Source organism: Amorphus orientalis (assembly GCF_030814015.1).
Lineage (GTDB): Bacteria > Pseudomonadota > Alphaproteobacteria > Rhizobiales > Amorphaceae > Amorphus > Amorphus orientalis.
The window spans coordinates 1,409,587-1,422,998 of record NZ_JAUSUL010000001.1 but is presented as its reverse complement, the minus strand read 5'-3'; the positions used below and the strand labels follow the sequence as shown (position 1 = coordinate 1,422,998).

Below are 13,412 nucleotides of genomic sequence, written 5' to 3'. Positions count from 1 at the left end.
GCAGTGCCGCCAAACTCCGCCTTGCAGCACGAAGGTGCCGATGCCCGTCGCGATCGACCTCAGACGACGATCCGCAATGCCGGTCCTGCGGCCGGCCCATCCATGACCAGGTGGCCCATCGACCGGGACACCGGACATGGCGTTCACTTTCTGCCGGGGTTCGGCCGTGGAATCGGAGCATCGGAGGCCGCGCTTTGATCGGCGTCGGCGCACCATCCAGCTCGGCGACCGCCGTCATAGGCCCGGCCCAATCCTTCGGAGATGAGCGCCGCCGCCACGTCGGTCTGGTTCACGAAGACACGCGCGAGGGTCCGCTCGTAGCGGTCGCAGCCATCTCTCCGGAGGCTCACCTCTCCCGAACCAAGCAGCTCGATCAAACGCAACCGGGCGGCCCTCGCCTGGGCCTCCTCGGCAGCGCACTCGCCGTCCATTTCGGGGGTGTCGATCCCGAGAATCCGGACCGCTTCCCATTTGCCCCAGCGAAGGCGCGAGCACGCCGGTGTGTCGGGACCGGGCGCGACATACATCGTGTCCCCGTCATAGGGCGGCGGAGGCCCGTCCGCGGCGGACGCCGGGAGAGCTACCGCGAGGAAGAGGACGAAGGCGCCGAAGGATCGCAAAATCATCACGCAGCCTCCCTGCTTTCGAGCCGGTCCAGACGTTCGATTTCCGCAACGATCAGCGCCCCGGCGCGCACCAGGTCCCGGCGTCGGGATCGGGGCTTCCACCACTGCCAAGCCCACGGCCAGCAGCGCTTCAGAACGATCGGGCGATCGCGCTCGCACATCGCAGCGCTCTCGAAGTGGGTCCGCAGCGCGTCGGGAAGGGTCGCAAACCAGGCATAGGCGGCGGCAGCGGCGGCGAGCTGGCCGCCGGCGTGCCCGTCGTCATGCTCGGTCGACCATCCCTCGGCCTCGATCTGCCGCAAGCGTTCGGCCGCGATGTCATCCAGTGCGCTCACGCTGGCACCTCCAGGCGCTTCTGTGTTGCGACATGCCGGAACACGCCGGCGGCTTCTGCACATGTTCGGCACCGCCAGGTCCCGGCCTTGCCCGTACGAAGATTGACGCCGGAGCCGAAGAAAGCCGGAGCGCCGCAGGTGCACACGAGCGGGCGAATTGCCTCGGTCATGGGCGCACCTCTTGTTTCTTGCTCCCGGCCGTCCGGTCCGGCCTCCGCGCCGGGTCACTGCCCTCCCGGTCGCGCACGGCGCTCCTCGGCTCTTGGTGCCTCCCGACCCGGATGGCGATCACACCGCCGTCGCTGGCGAGCCCGACCCTGCGGCCGCGGCGCGCCTTGAGTTGACGTCGGAGAATGCTCGCACCACGCGGCGGCGCGTCCCATTCGGCCCACGGCGTCGTCTCAGGGACCCCCGCCAAGCCGACGAGGCAATCCTGCAGCGACGTCACCGCGACCACCCGCACGCCGGAGACGACCGGGACACGTCCAGGTGCGGCAACCACGATCAGGAGCGGACGCGAATCCCGCGCGAGCGAGGTATCGATCGTCGATCGGCTCTCGCCTATTGAAGCGGCCAAAAACGAACAACGATCGCGGATCGTATTCATGCCGCGCTCTCCATTGTTTTCTGATCGGCGTCAGTGGCTTGATCGCCCCCTGTAGAGACCCCGCAAGCCGGCTCGTGGTGGCCCTTCACCGCGCGCATCCATGAATTCCAGTCGCACCCGTCGGGCGCGCGGGTGCTGCGAACCAGGCGGCCGGCGACCGCATGGGACGCTTCCGAGGCCTTGTTGATCTTCTCGGCGCGCTTCCGATCCCGATCGTCGCCATCGAAGGCAAGCAGAACGGCGGACGCCGGAACCCAGGCGCGAAAATTCGACCGGGAAAGACACGCCCAGCCACCAATCTGCGATGCCTCGATCGCCGACAGCGTGGTCTCGATGCCTTCCGCCAGCAGAAGAGGCGAGGAGGCCGGACCGGTCGACCGGGAGGATGTTTCGGACCGTGGTTCAGACTGTGACGGGCCGGTCTCCGGGCAGGTACAGAAACGGACATGCCCACCCATGAGCGCGCCCCGGACCTTCCGCGCCGGGAGTGCCTCGCCGTCGGGCCTATCGATTGTCGCCTTCGAAAGCCCGTCCTGCGACAGCCAGGTCAGATGGACGCCCTGCAGACGGCCCGTCTTGCCGTTCTGGATCGCCGCGACCATTGCGGGACCGCGATGCACAAGGACCGGAGCGACGTCCTTCTCATCAGGCGCGAACCAATAGGGAGCGTCGGCAAGAAACCGGATCGTCGGGAGCGGCCAGCCGACCGCCTTCAGATCGATTCCGCGCGCCTCAGCGAGCCATCGCTCGATGATTGTTCCGGCAGCGCGCTGACCGGCGCGCCAAATCGCAGCAGCACGGGCGGCTTGATGCTGTGCGGCCGCCGCCGCCTCCCGCAGACGCTCTTCCCGCCGGGCCTGCGCGGCAGCCACCCGTCGCGCTGCGGCAGCGCGATCCTCGGAGGTGCGCAGTTCCCAGCCCGGCAGACCAAGCCAGCGGCGCGCCCAATCCCAGTCCTCACGGACCGGTTTGGTGCGGCTTTCGCCGGAGTTCACATAGGCAACGAGCTCGATCGGCCCGCCGCCGAGGCCCCCGCGCGGGCCGTCGCCGGAACGCGAATAGCGCACCCAGAGCCCACGGTCGCCGCCCGAAAGCCCGATCCGCCAGGATCCCGGTACCCCTTTCGATTTCCACGACAGGATGCCCTTGCCGGACCGCATGCCCCATCCGGGGCAAAGCTCGCCCAGGAGCGCTTCGAGCCGCTCCGTCAGGAGCACGACGATTTCTCGGGAGTCCGTCATGCCGCCCCCTCGGTCACTTGGTCGAGATGATCGGAACACCAGGACGCGCCATCGGCGTGCACGGCTTCGCCGCAGAACCGCATCTCGGCCGTCGTCGGGCGCGTGCCGTTCGGCCAGAGCGGATAGCGGCACAGACCTTCTTGAAGCGACTCAAAGGAGGTGCCCCCGTCCCCGTCGCTCGCCAGTGAAGGAACGACGACGGGAACGGGAGCTTCGACCGGGGCCGCGGGGCTGGGGGGCTGACAAACGGCCCCGGCCGAATTCGGCTTCGCTACAGATGGCTTTGCGTCAGCAGATGCCTCCCTAACGGTGGCGACAGCTGCCGGTCTGCGCGGCGATGGCCGCGTACTGGCACACCCCAATGTGTCGGCTTTGCGTTTGACGCGGACAGGTGCCGATGGCGATCTCCGTTTCCCGGACCGTGATCTCTGCCCAGACCCTCTGGGCGCCACCTTCAGGGCCAGCCTGCCACCACTGCGGTTGATTAGCCCTATGACGACGTTGCGCGTGATCGGGTCACGAACCTCGCGCGAGACGGTCTCGGCAATCTGGGACGCCGAAAGCCCCGCCTGAACATGCGGCTCGATCAGGGCAAGCCGCTCGTCCTTCGTGAGCGCCGACCACTCCGGAAGGTGTCCGCGACGACCGGTCATTTCACACCTCCCGGTCGTGCTACGCACTCCCCGCCTCTTGATTGATCTTCCCGGTCGCGCCTGCGGCGCTCCTCGCCTCTTGCCCCTTCCCGGTCGCCGCGCTCCCCGCCTCTTGGCGGAAGTGTTTCAGTACCGGTTCCCCGTGAAACCAACCCGACGAACACCGGGGCACAGTAGGCATGCGGATGGAGGTCGATCGCGCGGGAAACGGCGGCGACCGCCGCCACCGACATCGCTTCACCGTGCTCCATGCGGGACGCCGTGGCCGGCGAAATTCCTGCTTGTCGCGCAAGGTCCCGGAGGCTCAGATCCCCGCGCGTAACCCGCGTCAGGTGGACGCCACATCCCCACATCCACCAAAGGAAGTCGCCGCCTTCGTAAGGCGGAACAGCTTTTCCGAGCCGTTTGCCCGTTACCGGATCCAGTTCGAGCTCCGCACACCACCGCAGCCAGCCATTGATCGCGACCGGCCGGCCCATGGCCAGCGTGCGGGTCACCGCCGCCGGAACACCGATCTCCTGACCGGCGGTGAGGCGCGCCTGGCAATCCGGATGGGCCAAAACGAGAGCCTTGGACACCCGTTCGATCAGGGCCTCGGCGCCGGGGATCTGGGAATAGGGCCGTGTCATGAGCCACCTTCCCGGTCACCGCGTGACACTTCCCTGTCGCTGCGCTCCACGCCGCCTCCCACTTCCCTGTCGCTGCGCTCCACGCCTCTTGAAACCCCTTCGACCACCTCGAGCCGGTGACGCAGCCGCATCAGCGCATTGATCGCCTCGTCTACCTCGTCGGTGAGGTGCATGTTCCGGCTCTCAACCGCGGTGACGACGCCATCGTCCGCGAGCGACTCCGACAGCCGCTTGATCACGTCCGAGGTTTCCGAGGCCACGTCGGCCAGGTGGCGGTGCCAAGGGCCGCCGGCCTCGTCCGGCGTCTCCGGAAGCGGAACGACGACGGCGCCCGCAAGCCGCGCGAGCTCCCGAAGAACCGACAGATCGTCGGTGTCCGCCTGGAGGTCGGCGACGACGTCGATCGGTATGAAGTCGGGCTCGTGCGGTCGCTGATAGGTCGAGATCCGCTGCGGCCCGACCCGCGTCGCAAGCGACGCGGCCTCGATCCCGCCTGCCGCATGGACGAGACGGCGCGTCATCGCCTTCAGGCGCAGATAGTCGGAGGAGCGGTGCGGACGGGCATGATCAGCCATGGCGCACCCCGCCGCGAAATTTCGCAAACCATTCGCGATGACCGCAGGTCACGGCCGCGGAAGAATGCCTCCTGAGAAAAGAGCCCGGACCGGACCAGGCCGGCCCGGGCAAGTTCAGGGAGGAAACGCCCAAGGAGGGCTGCGCCGAAGACCGGCGCCTTCGCATGGCGATGAACCACTTTGCGAAGCACGGAATCGCGAACGGAATTGTCGTGCCGAGCGCGAGAAGGGAGATGAAGAGGATGAAGACGATCTCGGAGGTCATGGCCGCCGCCCCCGGTCCGAAAGCCAGGCAACGCCGAGCGCAACGGCCGCCGTCGCAAGTCCGAGCGACGCTGCTGCGATGAACCCGGCGAGAAGCGTGAGGACCCGTTCGGTGGCGAACTCGATCATGCCGCACCTTCCTGCTGGGGCTCAGGGAGAAAATCGTCTGCCGTTACAGACAGACCATTCTCTCTCGCGTAGGCGAGGAGCTTCGGAACGTGCTTGAACGGAATGACACCACCTGTGCCGCCCTTGTCCCTGGGCCGCCTCCAGTTAGAGACGCGGGTACGATGCACACCGGCAATCTCGGACACGATCGAGACGCCGCCATAGAGATCAATGATGCTGTTCGCCGGTTCCATGGCCACAGTTTGTAGCGCTATTCGCTACGCCCGTCAAGCGAGTGTAGCGATTTCAGCAACCGCGAATGCGTTCGCTTTCCGCTACAAGGGCTGAATGATGAGCGACTGGCTGCGGCAAGCACTGACAGAAAGCGGGTATTCGCAGGCTGAAATTGCCCGCCTGCTTTCGGCCCAGCTCGGGCGGTCTATTGACCGGGCCGCAGTCAACAAGATGGTGTCCGGTAAGCGTCAGATTGCCGCCGACGAGTTGCTCGCAATCGCGAGGATGACTGGACACCCCCTCCCCGAAGACCTGAGAAAAGCAGCGGCCGAAGGCCTGCGGGAACTGACATACCACCCTGACAACGAGGCTAGCGTCGTCACTTCGGACACGCTCTATAAGCCTCAGATCCCAGGTGCACTCCCGGAAATCGACGTCAGGCCGGGAGCTGGCCACGGTCAGGTTGGTGCACTTGGCGTCATAGCGCTAAGCAATGGCGAAACGACAGTCGGCCATCCCGTCGTGCGGGAGTGGACTCTTCCAGAAGAATTCACAAGATATCATCTTGAGATCACACAAGGTCGCACGTTTGTTCTCGAAGTCGTCGGCGACTCTATGCTCCCGACCCTTTTGCCAGGCGACCGCGTTATTGTGGATACGTCGCAGCGGAGTTTCCGCGCAGACGCTCTCTATATTATTGACGACTCCTTTGGCGAACCTCAGGTGAAGAGGCTCCGCCGCGTTCCCTACAGCGACCAGCCCACTATCGAGATTATCTCCGACAACCCCAGCTACGGCCGCGACCAGGTATCAGCAGATCGGATTAGAATCCTCGGACGAGTATGCGGCCACATGGCCCGCAAGTGACTGGCCAGTGACCTGAATAGCGATATTCGCTACATCCATATTGACGAATGGTAGCGATTATCGCTACATAAGCCATCGCAGCGGAGATACAGCGATGGCCGATACAGCACATTCCACCTCTCCCGCCTTCCTGGCGATGCACGCCGTCACCGACAGCGACAGCACCGACGAGATGCGGCCGTATCTCGACGAGGCCCGCTCGGCGATCGCGCTTGCCGAATGCGAGGCCGGTCGAGCCGCCCTGTCGGCTCCAGTGACGGCAAGCGCCAGCAGCGCGGCTGAAGCACCGACCGAGCCGAACCCTGCAGCGGTCGACCGGATAACCGCGGAGATCCTTCTCAAGGCCACCGTCCGCCTCCGCGACTTCATCAACAAAGGTGCGATGACGTCCACCGCCGTGGGCCGGCTTGCCGAGATCGAGCGAATGATCCTGGACGCACATCGCAAGCTGACCGGAGGCGCCTCGTGATCCGCGACATCGCCTCCCTCGCGGCTACACTTGTTGTGATCGTCCCCATCGTCATCTGGACTCCCCCGCCAGCGCCCGATGACACGCGTCCGGTCGTGGCCGCTCAGGAGGCCGGGTGATGACCGGCCCCCGCGCCTTTCACGGCGTTCCACCCCAGGTCGTCATCGACCCCGCCGAGCTGTCCACGCGCGCCGAGGACGTCGGCCATCTGAACACAGCCGCCCGTTGCGTCCGAATGGTGCTCGCGCGGCTCGCCATTGCGCCCGCCGAGAACGCGGCCGCCATCGCCCGTGGTGAGGCAATCCTCGACGAGATCGGCGCGCTGCAGGAACAGGTTTCCCTCCCCTCCAGTTCAGGAGAAGCCCGATGATCACGACACCCCAGATCGACGCCGAACGCGCCCGACGCGAGGGGTCCGAAGCCATCATCCGCACGATGGCCAGCACCCTCATCGAACGCTGGACGGCCACGGGCGCGGCAACCCGCAGCGACCTCGCCTTCGCCGGCTTCACGGAAGACGAGATCGATACTCACGGCCAGGCGGCTCGGGACCGGGCGGCCAAGCTTGGCGCCGACCTCAACTCAGATGAATCTGGGACGGCTGACGGGCTCTTTGCCGACGAGACGACGACAGCGCAGCGCACCATCGCTCAGATGGACGAGGCGATCACTCGCCTCTCGGCACGTGCCGCGATCTCGCCGGTCGCAGGGAGGGTGTCGGGATGAAAGCGATCGAGACGCGCGGCACTCTCCGCTCTGCCAACGAGACCCGCCAGGCCGAATGGGACCCCGACGACCGGATCACGCTCGCGTATCGCGGCAACGAGATGGCCGGCGAAGTCGGCGAAGCCTGCAATGTGATCAAGAAGCTCGAGCGCGAACGCCTCGGCATCGCCGGATCGAGGGCGACGCTCGCACAACTCGCGGAGGAGCTGGCCGACGTCGTTATCTGCGCGGACCTGATCGCGATGCAGGCCGGCATCGATCTTCTGGGCGAAGCGGTGCCGGCCAAGTTCAATGCGACGAGCGAGAAGACCGGCCTGCGAACACGGCTTGCCTCGAGCTCCGCATTAGGGGCCGCAGAATAGCCATGCCGCGCCCCGTTCCCCTCCCGGACCTCTTCACGCCCGGCGACCTCGTCGAGGCTCTGGGGAATATGGGGATATCGGTAACGGAGCGAACCCTCCGTGAGCGCGCAAAGCGTCTTGGCGCGTTCGGCATGATCGGCAAAGGTATGTTCTTTACCAAGGCCGACATCGATCTGATCCTGGAGGACGCTCGGCGATGCCCCTCGAGATCTACGACCGTGACGGATGCGGGGTCTGGTGGGTCCGCGGACGACCCGAAGGCGGGAGCTACATACGACGAAGCCTTGGCACATCTGACCGATCGGTTGCCGAGTGGAAAGCGGCCGAAATCGAGAGGAAGGCGCGCCGACGTAGTCTCCTTGGAGACGAAGCGCTAGCAGCAGAGAAGGCTGAGTTCACCTTCCGGGACGCCGTGCTGCTCTATGATCCGACACCTGCCGATGCTCGGTTCCTGATCCCGATCCTCAAGAAAATCGGAGATCGGCGAGTGGCAGACATAAAGCCGGCCGAGGTCAAGGATCTTGCCCGGGAGCTGCTGCCGAACGCCTCGACCGATACATGGCAGAGGCAGGTTATCACCCCGACCCGGTCGGTGATCAACAACGCGCACGAGCGCGGAAGGTGCCCGCCGATCCGCATCAAGGCGTTCACGCGTGCGGAGCGCGTCAAGCAGGACCAGCGGCGCGGGAAGCAGTCTCGCGTGCCGAAGATCCCGGGCGACTGGGAATGGATCAACGCGTTCCGCTCCGAGGCGAACCCCTATCTCGGCGCGATGGCCTTGTTCATGTTCACGACGGCGGCCCGCATCACCCAGGCAACGTTGGTGACGCCGGACGATCTCGACCTGCCGGGCAACCGGGTGTGGCTCCAGGCCGCAAAAGGACACGACGCCCAATGGGTCGACATCAGCCCACAGATGGTTGCGGTGCTCGCGAACCTTCCGCCCCGCCGAGGGCGGGTGTTCGGGTATAAGACCCGGCATGCGGTCTATGGCTCGTGGAAGCGGGTTTGCAAGCGTGCGGGGATTGGAGAGATCATGCCCCATGCGGCCGGACGACACGGCTTCGCAACGGAAACCGTCGTGCGCCAGAAGGTCGACCCCGCGTCGGCCGCTATGGACGGCCGCTGGTCATCGACGAAGGTGCTCCTGGACACCTATTCCCATGGGCAGAAAGGCGTGGCGATGAGGGCCATGCGTACAGAACCCGTACAGGACGCATCGGGCGAAGCGCTTAAGCACCTGGAAGAAAAAGCGAAAAAGGCGAAATAGATACCGCCTTAGCAGGGGAGCGCCTTCGACCACTCGGCCACGTCTCCATCGAGCGTGTTGCGTAGACGCGATGGTGCGGAGGGTCAAGGGTCAGCTGGGCGAAGCCCACAGCCACGCTCCGTCCAAATGAGGCCAACCGGCGAGAAATTCCGCAATCGGAAAAATTGAGCGGCAATATTGCAACGATTCTAACTACTGCAGACCCACCACCTTGGGTTACAACGACAGGGAGAAAATAGCGGACTGCGCGATCGTTCCGCCGACCGCCTGCCGCCTGCCGCCTGCCGCCTGCCGACAATCGGAGCACCTGCGACAGATCGGGCCAATTGATCGGACGTCGGCCTTTTGTGACGCGACGGGGGGATGGGCTGATCACGAACGCTTGTAGCGAGAGGACCTATATGAGCAAGACCTTAAGATGCAAGGTTCGAGCAAGTCGGCCGGGTGAGGGTCGCTCGCAACCTCCGGAAACATGTTCGCACTCCGTCTCCGGCAAATGGACGACATGCGCGTTGCGTCTTGAAAGGTGAAATCCTGCGATGGGTCACGTTGGGATCTGGTTTGGGCGTCTGACCCCCGGCATGAAAGCCGCGGCCGCGACGGCGGCGGTGTGTTTCCTGCTCGCCCTGCTCGCCATCCATTTCTACAAGCAGCCCGATCAGACCGCGATCATCTGGCTGACCAATGCGGTCGCGATCGGGGTCATCGTCAAGCGAGGCTATGCCGACACCCTGGCGACCGCGATCATGGTCGGCGGGGCAATCATCGGGGCCAATCTCGTGCTGGGCACACCGGCGACGACCGCGCTCTGGCTCGGTCTCGCAAACAGCATCGAGATCGCTATCACGGTTTTCCTGCTGCGGCGGATCGTTTCCGATCCGAGCCCTCCGCTGACGGTCAGCGCGGTCACCAAGATCATCCTCGCCGCCGTTCTGGTCGGCCCGGCCGTCTCGTCTCCGATCGGCGCGGCCATCCTCTCGTCGAGCATCGGTCTGGGCTACTGGGATGCGTTCGCAACGTGGTGGATCGGAACCGCCATCGGCAGCTTCAGTCTGCTGCCGCCGATCCTCCTGTTCCAGCGGTCCGCGTTCCTGGCTACCATGGATGATCCGCGAAAATTCAATCTGGTAACGGGTCTGCTGATTTTCACCGCCATGGTGACGATCATCTCCGTTGAGACGTTCCCTCACCCCTACGTTCTCATCCTGCTGCCGGTGCTCTTCGCGGCAAGCCGCCTCCCCCCTTTCGAGACGGCGCTGGTCTCCTCGACCGCGCTCATCATTCACTGGCTTCACGGAGTGTTCATTCCGACCCATGGCGGCGAGATCGATGCCGCCCTCGCCGCGCATGTGGCGCTTGCGGTGGCTGCGGTGTCGCCCTGCATCTTCGCCATTCACCGCAGCCGGATGGCCCTGGCCGAACAGGCCGTTCGCGAGAGCCAGGCAATGTTCTCCCAGGCCATGAAAGACTCCGCCATCGGCATGGCGATCGTCGGCCTCGACGGCAGCTGGTTGAAAGTCAACGACGCGATCCCCGAGATGCTCGGCTATTCGGCCGACGAACTGTACGAGCTGTCCTTCCAGGACATCACCCATCCGGACCATCTCGATGACGATCTCGAGCTTCTGAACGAAGCCCTCCAGGGCCGGCGCGAAACGTTCCGGATCGAGAAGCGCTACATCCGCAAGGATGGCCGGGTGATCTGGGCTCTTCTCGCCGTCAGCGTGGTTCGCGATCAGAAATCCGGCCAACCCCGCTTCTTCATTTCGCAGATCGAGGACATCGACGAACGCAAACGAACGGAAGCCGCCCTGGCGGAAAGCGAAGCGCGCTGGAAATTCGCGCTCGACGGCAGCGGTCAGGCCGTCTGGGACACCAACCTGGTGACCGGCGAGGCCTACCGTTCGCCCTACTGGTATCGGCTTCTGGGATATGAGCCCGCATCAGAGGGCGCGCGTGCCGAAGACTGGCTCAATCTGGTCCATCCGGACGACCGGGAGACGGTCCAGGAAGCGGATCGGCGGATGCTGTCCGGCGAAACGCCCGAAACCCATGTGGAGATCCGTCTGCTGCATCGGAGCGGCCGCTGGATCTGGGTGGAGGACCGCGGACGGGTCGTCGAATGGGACGAGAACGGGCGCCCGGTGCGCTTGATCGGGACCCATGTCGACATTTCGGACCGCAAGGCGCGGGAGAACGATGCCCGGCTTGCGCGCGAACGGCTGGAACTTGCCGTCCAGGCCGGACAGGTCGGCATCTGGGAGATCAATCCGCGCACCGATCGTATTTCGGCCAATGACCGCACGCTTGAGATATTCGGCATCCCGCGCACCGACTTCGACGGCTCGCTGGAGAGTTTCCGCGGCCGTCTCCATCCGGAAGACCGGGACATGGTGATGGCGGCGTTTCGCATCGGCATGTCCACGAGCGAGCAGGTCGCGCTCGAGCACCGGATCGTTCGCGACGCGGGCGAGGTTCGCTATCTCAAGGTCCTGGCGAAGGTGGTCCACGGCGCCGACGGGAAACCGGACAGGATCGTCGGAACCCATTGGGACACCACGGAACACCGCAAGCTCATCGACGAACTCTTTCAGGAAAAGGAGCGGCTCCAGATCACCCTGCATTCGATCGGCGACGCGGTGATCACCACCGACGCGCAGGCGAAGATCACCTACATCAATCCGGTTGCGGAGGAGCTGACCGGATGGAAACGCGCCGAGGCAGTCGGCCACCCGATTTCACGCGTCTTCCGGCTCGTCGATGACGAGACGAACGAACCGATCCTGAGCCCGGTCGAAGAATGCCTGGAACTTCTCCAGCCTGTCTATCTGCGAGAGGGGGCCATCCTGATCACCCACGATGGCAGCCGCCTGCACGTCCAGGATTCGGCGGCGCCGGTTCGCGCCAATTCAGGAGAGCTGATTGGCGCGGTGCTGGTCTTTCAGGACATCACAAGGACCCGCTCCCTTCACAAGGAGCTGGCCTTCGCGGCCCTCAACGACACTCTGACGGGACTTCCGAACCGGCTCTCGCTGGAACGGAGCCTGGAAGCGCTGTGCGCGGAAGCCAAGAAATCGGCCGACAGCCATGCGCTGTGTTTCCTCGATCTCGACCGCTTCAAGATCGTCAACGATTCCGCGGGCCATGTGGCCGGCGACGCCCTGCTCATCGAGGTCGGAAGGCTGCTGAAGGTGACGCTGCGGCCCACCGACCTGGTTGCCCGGATCGGCGGCGACGAGTTCGCGCTGCTGCTTCGCCGTTGTCCGATCGACAAGGCCCAGGAGGCCGCCGAGCGGGTGGCCGCCGCATTCCGTACCTTCGCGTTCCACTGGGAAGGTCGGACCTACGATGTCGGCGCGAGCATCGGCATCGCCGAGATCCGGGGATCCGACGCCGATCCGATGACCGTGATGAAGGAAGCCGATGTTGCCTGCTATGCCGCGAAATCGGCCGGCCGGGGTCAGGTGTCCGTGTACACCGACGACGGCAGCGACGCCGGTCGCCACCTGCGGGAAATCAACATCGCAGCCGATCTGAGATCGGCCATCGAGGAAGACCGACTGACCCTGTTCGGTCAGGCCATCGTCGAGCTCGAGCCCGAACGGGGGGCGCCGCACCGCCGGAATGTGGAAGTGCTGATCCGGATGTTCGATCGCAACGGCGATCTCATCGCCCCTGGCGCCTTCATCCCGGCCGCGGAGCGCTACGGGCTGATGAACACGATCGACCGGTGGGTGATCTCGACGCTCCTCGAACGCCAGGTCAGCGCTTTTCAAGACGATCCGAGCCTGTGTGTCTCGGTGAACCTCTCCGCGAATTCCCTGGACGATCCGGAGCTTTGGCCATTCGTCCATGCACGGATCCTGGCATCCGGCGTCGCCCCGGAGCGGATCTGCTTCGAGATCACGGAAACCGCCGTGGTTCAGAACCTTGCCTCGGCCACCTATTTCGTGCGCTCGGCAAAGGAACTCGGATGCCGGATTTCACTGGACGACTTCGGCGTCGGGCTCAGTTCCTTCTCCTACCTCAAGGATTTCCGGGTCGACGAACTCAAGATCGACGGCAGTTTCGTCCGCCAGGTCTCTTCGAACCGGGCCGATACCCAGATCGTCAAGGCGATCATCGGGGTTGGACGGACGCTCGGAATTTCCAGCGTGGCAGAATGGGTGGAGAACGCCGAAACGCTGGAAACCCTGAGGACCCTCGGCATCAACGGGGTCCAGGGCTACCATCTCGGCGGTCCGAAGCCCTTTGCGGAACTGTGCCGCGACCCCGAACTCGACGTCCGCAGAATAGTGGCCGCCTGACAGCGTGAAGCGAAGCGGATTCCCGCACCCCGCCGAGACGGCGGCGACGCGGGCTCCGCCCTTCTCCGGACGGCTCCAGCGTGGAACGCCCGGCGTCCGTGCCGCCTCGATGGAGACATCCGGGCGGCCCGGACTGGGC

17 protein-coding genes are annotated in these 13,412 nt (G+C 65.0%); 7 read left to right on the top strand and 10 right to left on the bottom strand.

What is annotated here, in order from left to right:
- Positions 1 to 143: 143 nt before the first annotated feature.
- The 10 genes from J2S73_RS06380 to J2S73_RS06335 form a co-directional block, all read right to left on the bottom strand.
- Positions 144 to 626: a thermonuclease family protein gene (locus tag J2S73_RS06380; protein ID WP_306884614.1), complete on the bottom strand. Its 483-nt coding sequence runs from the start codon at positions 624 to 626 to the stop codon at positions 144 to 146.
- Positions 626 to 961, bottom strand: a complete 336-nt coding sequence (locus tag J2S73_RS06375) for a hypothetical protein (protein ID WP_306884613.1) — start codon at positions 959 to 961, stop codon at positions 626 to 628. The genes J2S73_RS06380 and J2S73_RS06375 overlap by 1 nt, the downstream gene beginning before the upstream one ends.
- A 166-nt stretch (positions 962 to 1,127) precedes the next feature.
- The gene (locus J2S73_RS06370; protein ID WP_306884612.1) at positions 1,128 to 1,568 is read right to left on the bottom strand and encodes a hypothetical protein; all 441 of its coding nucleotides are present in this window, start codon (positions 1,566 to 1,568) and stop codon (positions 1,128 to 1,130) included.
- Complete coding sequence (locus tag J2S73_RS06365; protein ID WP_306884611.1) at positions 1,565 to 2,809, bottom strand: DUF7146 domain-containing protein; 1,245 nt, start codon at positions 2,807 to 2,809, stop codon at positions 1,565 to 1,567. Before J2S73_RS06365 ends, J2S73_RS06370 begins: the two co-directional genes overlap by 4 nt.
- Entirely contained in the window at positions 2,806 to 3,462 is a 657-nt protein-coding gene (locus tag J2S73_RS06360; protein WP_306884610.1) for a GcrA family cell cycle regulator, read from the bottom strand. The genes J2S73_RS06365 and J2S73_RS06360 overlap by 4 nt, the downstream gene beginning before the upstream one ends.
- The gene (locus J2S73_RS06355) at positions 3,459 to 4,091 is read right to left on the bottom strand and encodes a helix-turn-helix domain-containing protein (protein ID WP_306884609.1); all 633 of its coding nucleotides are present in this window, start codon (positions 4,089 to 4,091) and stop codon (positions 3,459 to 3,461) included. Before J2S73_RS06355 ends, J2S73_RS06360 begins: the two co-directional genes overlap by 4 nt.
- Positions 4,088 to 4,666 carry a phage regulatory CII family protein gene (locus tag J2S73_RS06350; protein WP_306884608.1) on the bottom strand — a complete coding sequence of 193 codons (579 nt, stop codon included), beginning with the start codon at positions 4,664 to 4,666 and terminating at the stop codon, positions 4,088 to 4,090. The genes J2S73_RS06355 and J2S73_RS06350 overlap by 4 nt, the downstream gene beginning before the upstream one ends.
- Positions 4,659 to 4,931 (bottom strand): hypothetical protein, encoded by a 273-nt coding sequence (locus J2S73_RS06345; RefSeq protein ID WP_306884607.1) that lies wholly within the window; start codon positions 4,929 to 4,931, stop codon positions 4,659 to 4,661. The genes J2S73_RS06350 and J2S73_RS06345 overlap by 8 nt, the downstream gene beginning before the upstream one ends.
- Positions 4,928 to 5,059: a hypothetical protein gene (locus J2S73_RS06340; protein WP_306884606.1), complete on the bottom strand. Its 132-nt coding sequence runs from the start codon at positions 5,057 to 5,059 to the stop codon at positions 4,928 to 4,930. Before J2S73_RS06340 ends, J2S73_RS06345 begins: the two co-directional genes overlap by 4 nt.
- A complete protein-coding gene (locus J2S73_RS06335) occupies positions 5,056 to 5,292 on the bottom strand; it encodes a hypothetical protein (protein ID WP_306884605.1) in 237 nt (78 codons plus the stop codon). The genes J2S73_RS06340 and J2S73_RS06335 overlap by 4 nt, the downstream gene beginning before the upstream one ends.
- A gap of 94 nt (positions 5,293 to 5,386) precedes the next feature.
- Here J2S73_RS06335 and J2S73_RS06330 point away from each other — a divergent pair, with 94 nt between their 5' ends.
- The 7 genes from J2S73_RS06330 to J2S73_RS06300 all read left to right on the top strand — a co-directional run bounded on the left by J2S73_RS06330 (position 5,387) and on the right by J2S73_RS06300 (position 13,273).
- Positions 5,387 to 6,139 carry a LexA family transcriptional regulator gene (locus J2S73_RS06330; RefSeq protein ID WP_306884604.1) on the top strand — a complete coding sequence of 251 codons (753 nt, stop codon included), beginning with the start codon at positions 5,387 to 5,389 and terminating at the stop codon, positions 6,137 to 6,139.
- Between the two features lie 94 nt (positions 6,140 to 6,233).
- Positions 6,234 to 6,608 (top strand): hypothetical protein, encoded by a 375-nt coding sequence (locus tag J2S73_RS06325; protein ID WP_306884603.1) that lies wholly within the window; start codon positions 6,234 to 6,236, stop codon positions 6,606 to 6,608.
- A gap of 118 nt (positions 6,609 to 6,726) precedes the next feature.
- Entirely contained in the window at positions 6,727 to 6,978 is a 252-nt protein-coding gene (locus J2S73_RS06320; protein ID WP_306884602.1) for a hypothetical protein, read from the top strand.
- The gene (locus J2S73_RS06315; protein ID WP_306884601.1) at positions 6,975 to 7,334 is read left to right on the top strand and encodes a hypothetical protein; all 360 of its coding nucleotides are present in this window, start codon (positions 6,975 to 6,977) and stop codon (positions 7,332 to 7,334) included. The genes J2S73_RS06320 and J2S73_RS06315 overlap by 4 nt, the downstream gene beginning before the upstream one ends.
- Positions 7,331 to 7,696, top strand: a complete 366-nt coding sequence (locus J2S73_RS06310) for a MazG-like family protein (RefSeq protein WP_306884600.1) — start codon at positions 7,331 to 7,333, stop codon at positions 7,694 to 7,696. The genes J2S73_RS06315 and J2S73_RS06310 overlap by 4 nt, the downstream gene beginning before the upstream one ends.
- A gap of 196 nt (positions 7,697 to 7,892) precedes the next feature.
- Positions 7,893 to 8,966 (top strand): tyrosine-type recombinase/integrase, encoded by a 1,074-nt coding sequence (locus J2S73_RS06305; RefSeq protein ID WP_306884599.1) that lies wholly within the window; start codon positions 7,893 to 7,895, stop codon positions 8,964 to 8,966.
- A 581-nt stretch (positions 8,967 to 9,547) separates the two neighbouring features.
- Positions 9,548 to 13,273, top strand: a complete 3,726-nt coding sequence (locus J2S73_RS06300; protein WP_306884598.1) for a PAS domain S-box protein — start codon at positions 9,548 to 9,550, stop codon at positions 13,271 to 13,273.
- Positions 13,274 to 13,412 lie beyond the last annotated feature (139 nt).

Bases quoted from the DNA above. Each gene is read 5' to 3' on its own strand.
- J2S73_RS06370 (WP_306884612.1), bottom strand. From the start codon at position 1,568: ATGAATACGATCCGCGATCGTTGTTCGTTTTTGGCCGCTTCAATAGGC.
- J2S73_RS06355 (WP_306884609.1), bottom strand. From the start codon at position 4,091: ATGACACGGCCCTATTCCCAGATCCCCGGCGCCGAGGCCCTGATCGAA.
- J2S73_RS06310 (WP_306884600.1), top strand. From the start codon at position 7,331: ATGAAAGCGATCGAGACGCGCGGCACTCTCCGCTCTGCCAACGAGACC.
- J2S73_RS06360 (WP_306884610.1), bottom strand. From the start codon at position 3,462: ATGACCGGTCGTCGCGGACACCTTCCGGAGTGGTCGGCGCTCACGAAG.
- J2S73_RS06350 (WP_306884608.1), bottom strand. From the start codon at position 4,666: ATGGCTGATCATGCCCGTCCGCACCGCTCCTCCGACTATCTGCGCCTG.
- J2S73_RS06300 (WP_306884598.1), top strand. From the start codon at position 9,548: ATGAAAGCCGCGGCCGCGACGGCGGCGGTGTGTTTCCTGCTCGCCCTG.
- J2S73_RS06345 (WP_306884607.1), bottom strand. From the start codon at position 4,931: ATGACCTCCGAGATCGTCTTCATCCTCTTCATCTCCCTTCTCGCGCTC.
- J2S73_RS06380 (WP_306884614.1), bottom strand. From the start codon at position 626: ATGATTTTGCGATCCTTCGGCGCCTTCGTCCTCTTCCTCGCGGTAGCT.
- J2S73_RS06325 (WP_306884603.1), top strand. From the start codon at position 6,234: ATGGCCGATACAGCACATTCCACCTCTCCCGCCTTCCTGGCGATGCAC.
- J2S73_RS06315 (WP_306884601.1), top strand. From the start codon at position 6,975: ATGATCACGACACCCCAGATCGACGCCGAACGCGCCCGACGCGAGGGG.
- J2S73_RS06365 (WP_306884611.1), bottom strand. From the start codon at position 2,809: ATGACGGACTCCCGAGAAATCGTCGTGCTCCTGACGGAGCGGCTCGAA.
- J2S73_RS06305 (WP_306884599.1), top strand. From the start codon at position 7,893: ATGCCCCTCGAGATCTACGACCGTGACGGATGCGGGGTCTGGTGGGTC.
- J2S73_RS06330 (WP_306884604.1), top strand. From the start codon at position 5,387: ATGATGAGCGACTGGCTGCGGCAAGCACTGACAGAAAGCGGGTATTCG.
- J2S73_RS06335 (WP_306884605.1), bottom strand. From the start codon at position 5,292: ATGGAACCGGCGAACAGCATCATTGATCTCTATGGCGGCGTCTCGATC.
- J2S73_RS06340 (WP_306884606.1), bottom strand. From the start codon at position 5,059: ATGATCGAGTTCGCCACCGAACGGGTCCTCACGCTTCTCGCCGGGTTC.
- J2S73_RS06320 (WP_306884602.1), top strand. From the start codon at position 6,727: ATGACCGGCCCCCGCGCCTTTCACGGCGTTCCACCCCAGGTCGTCATC.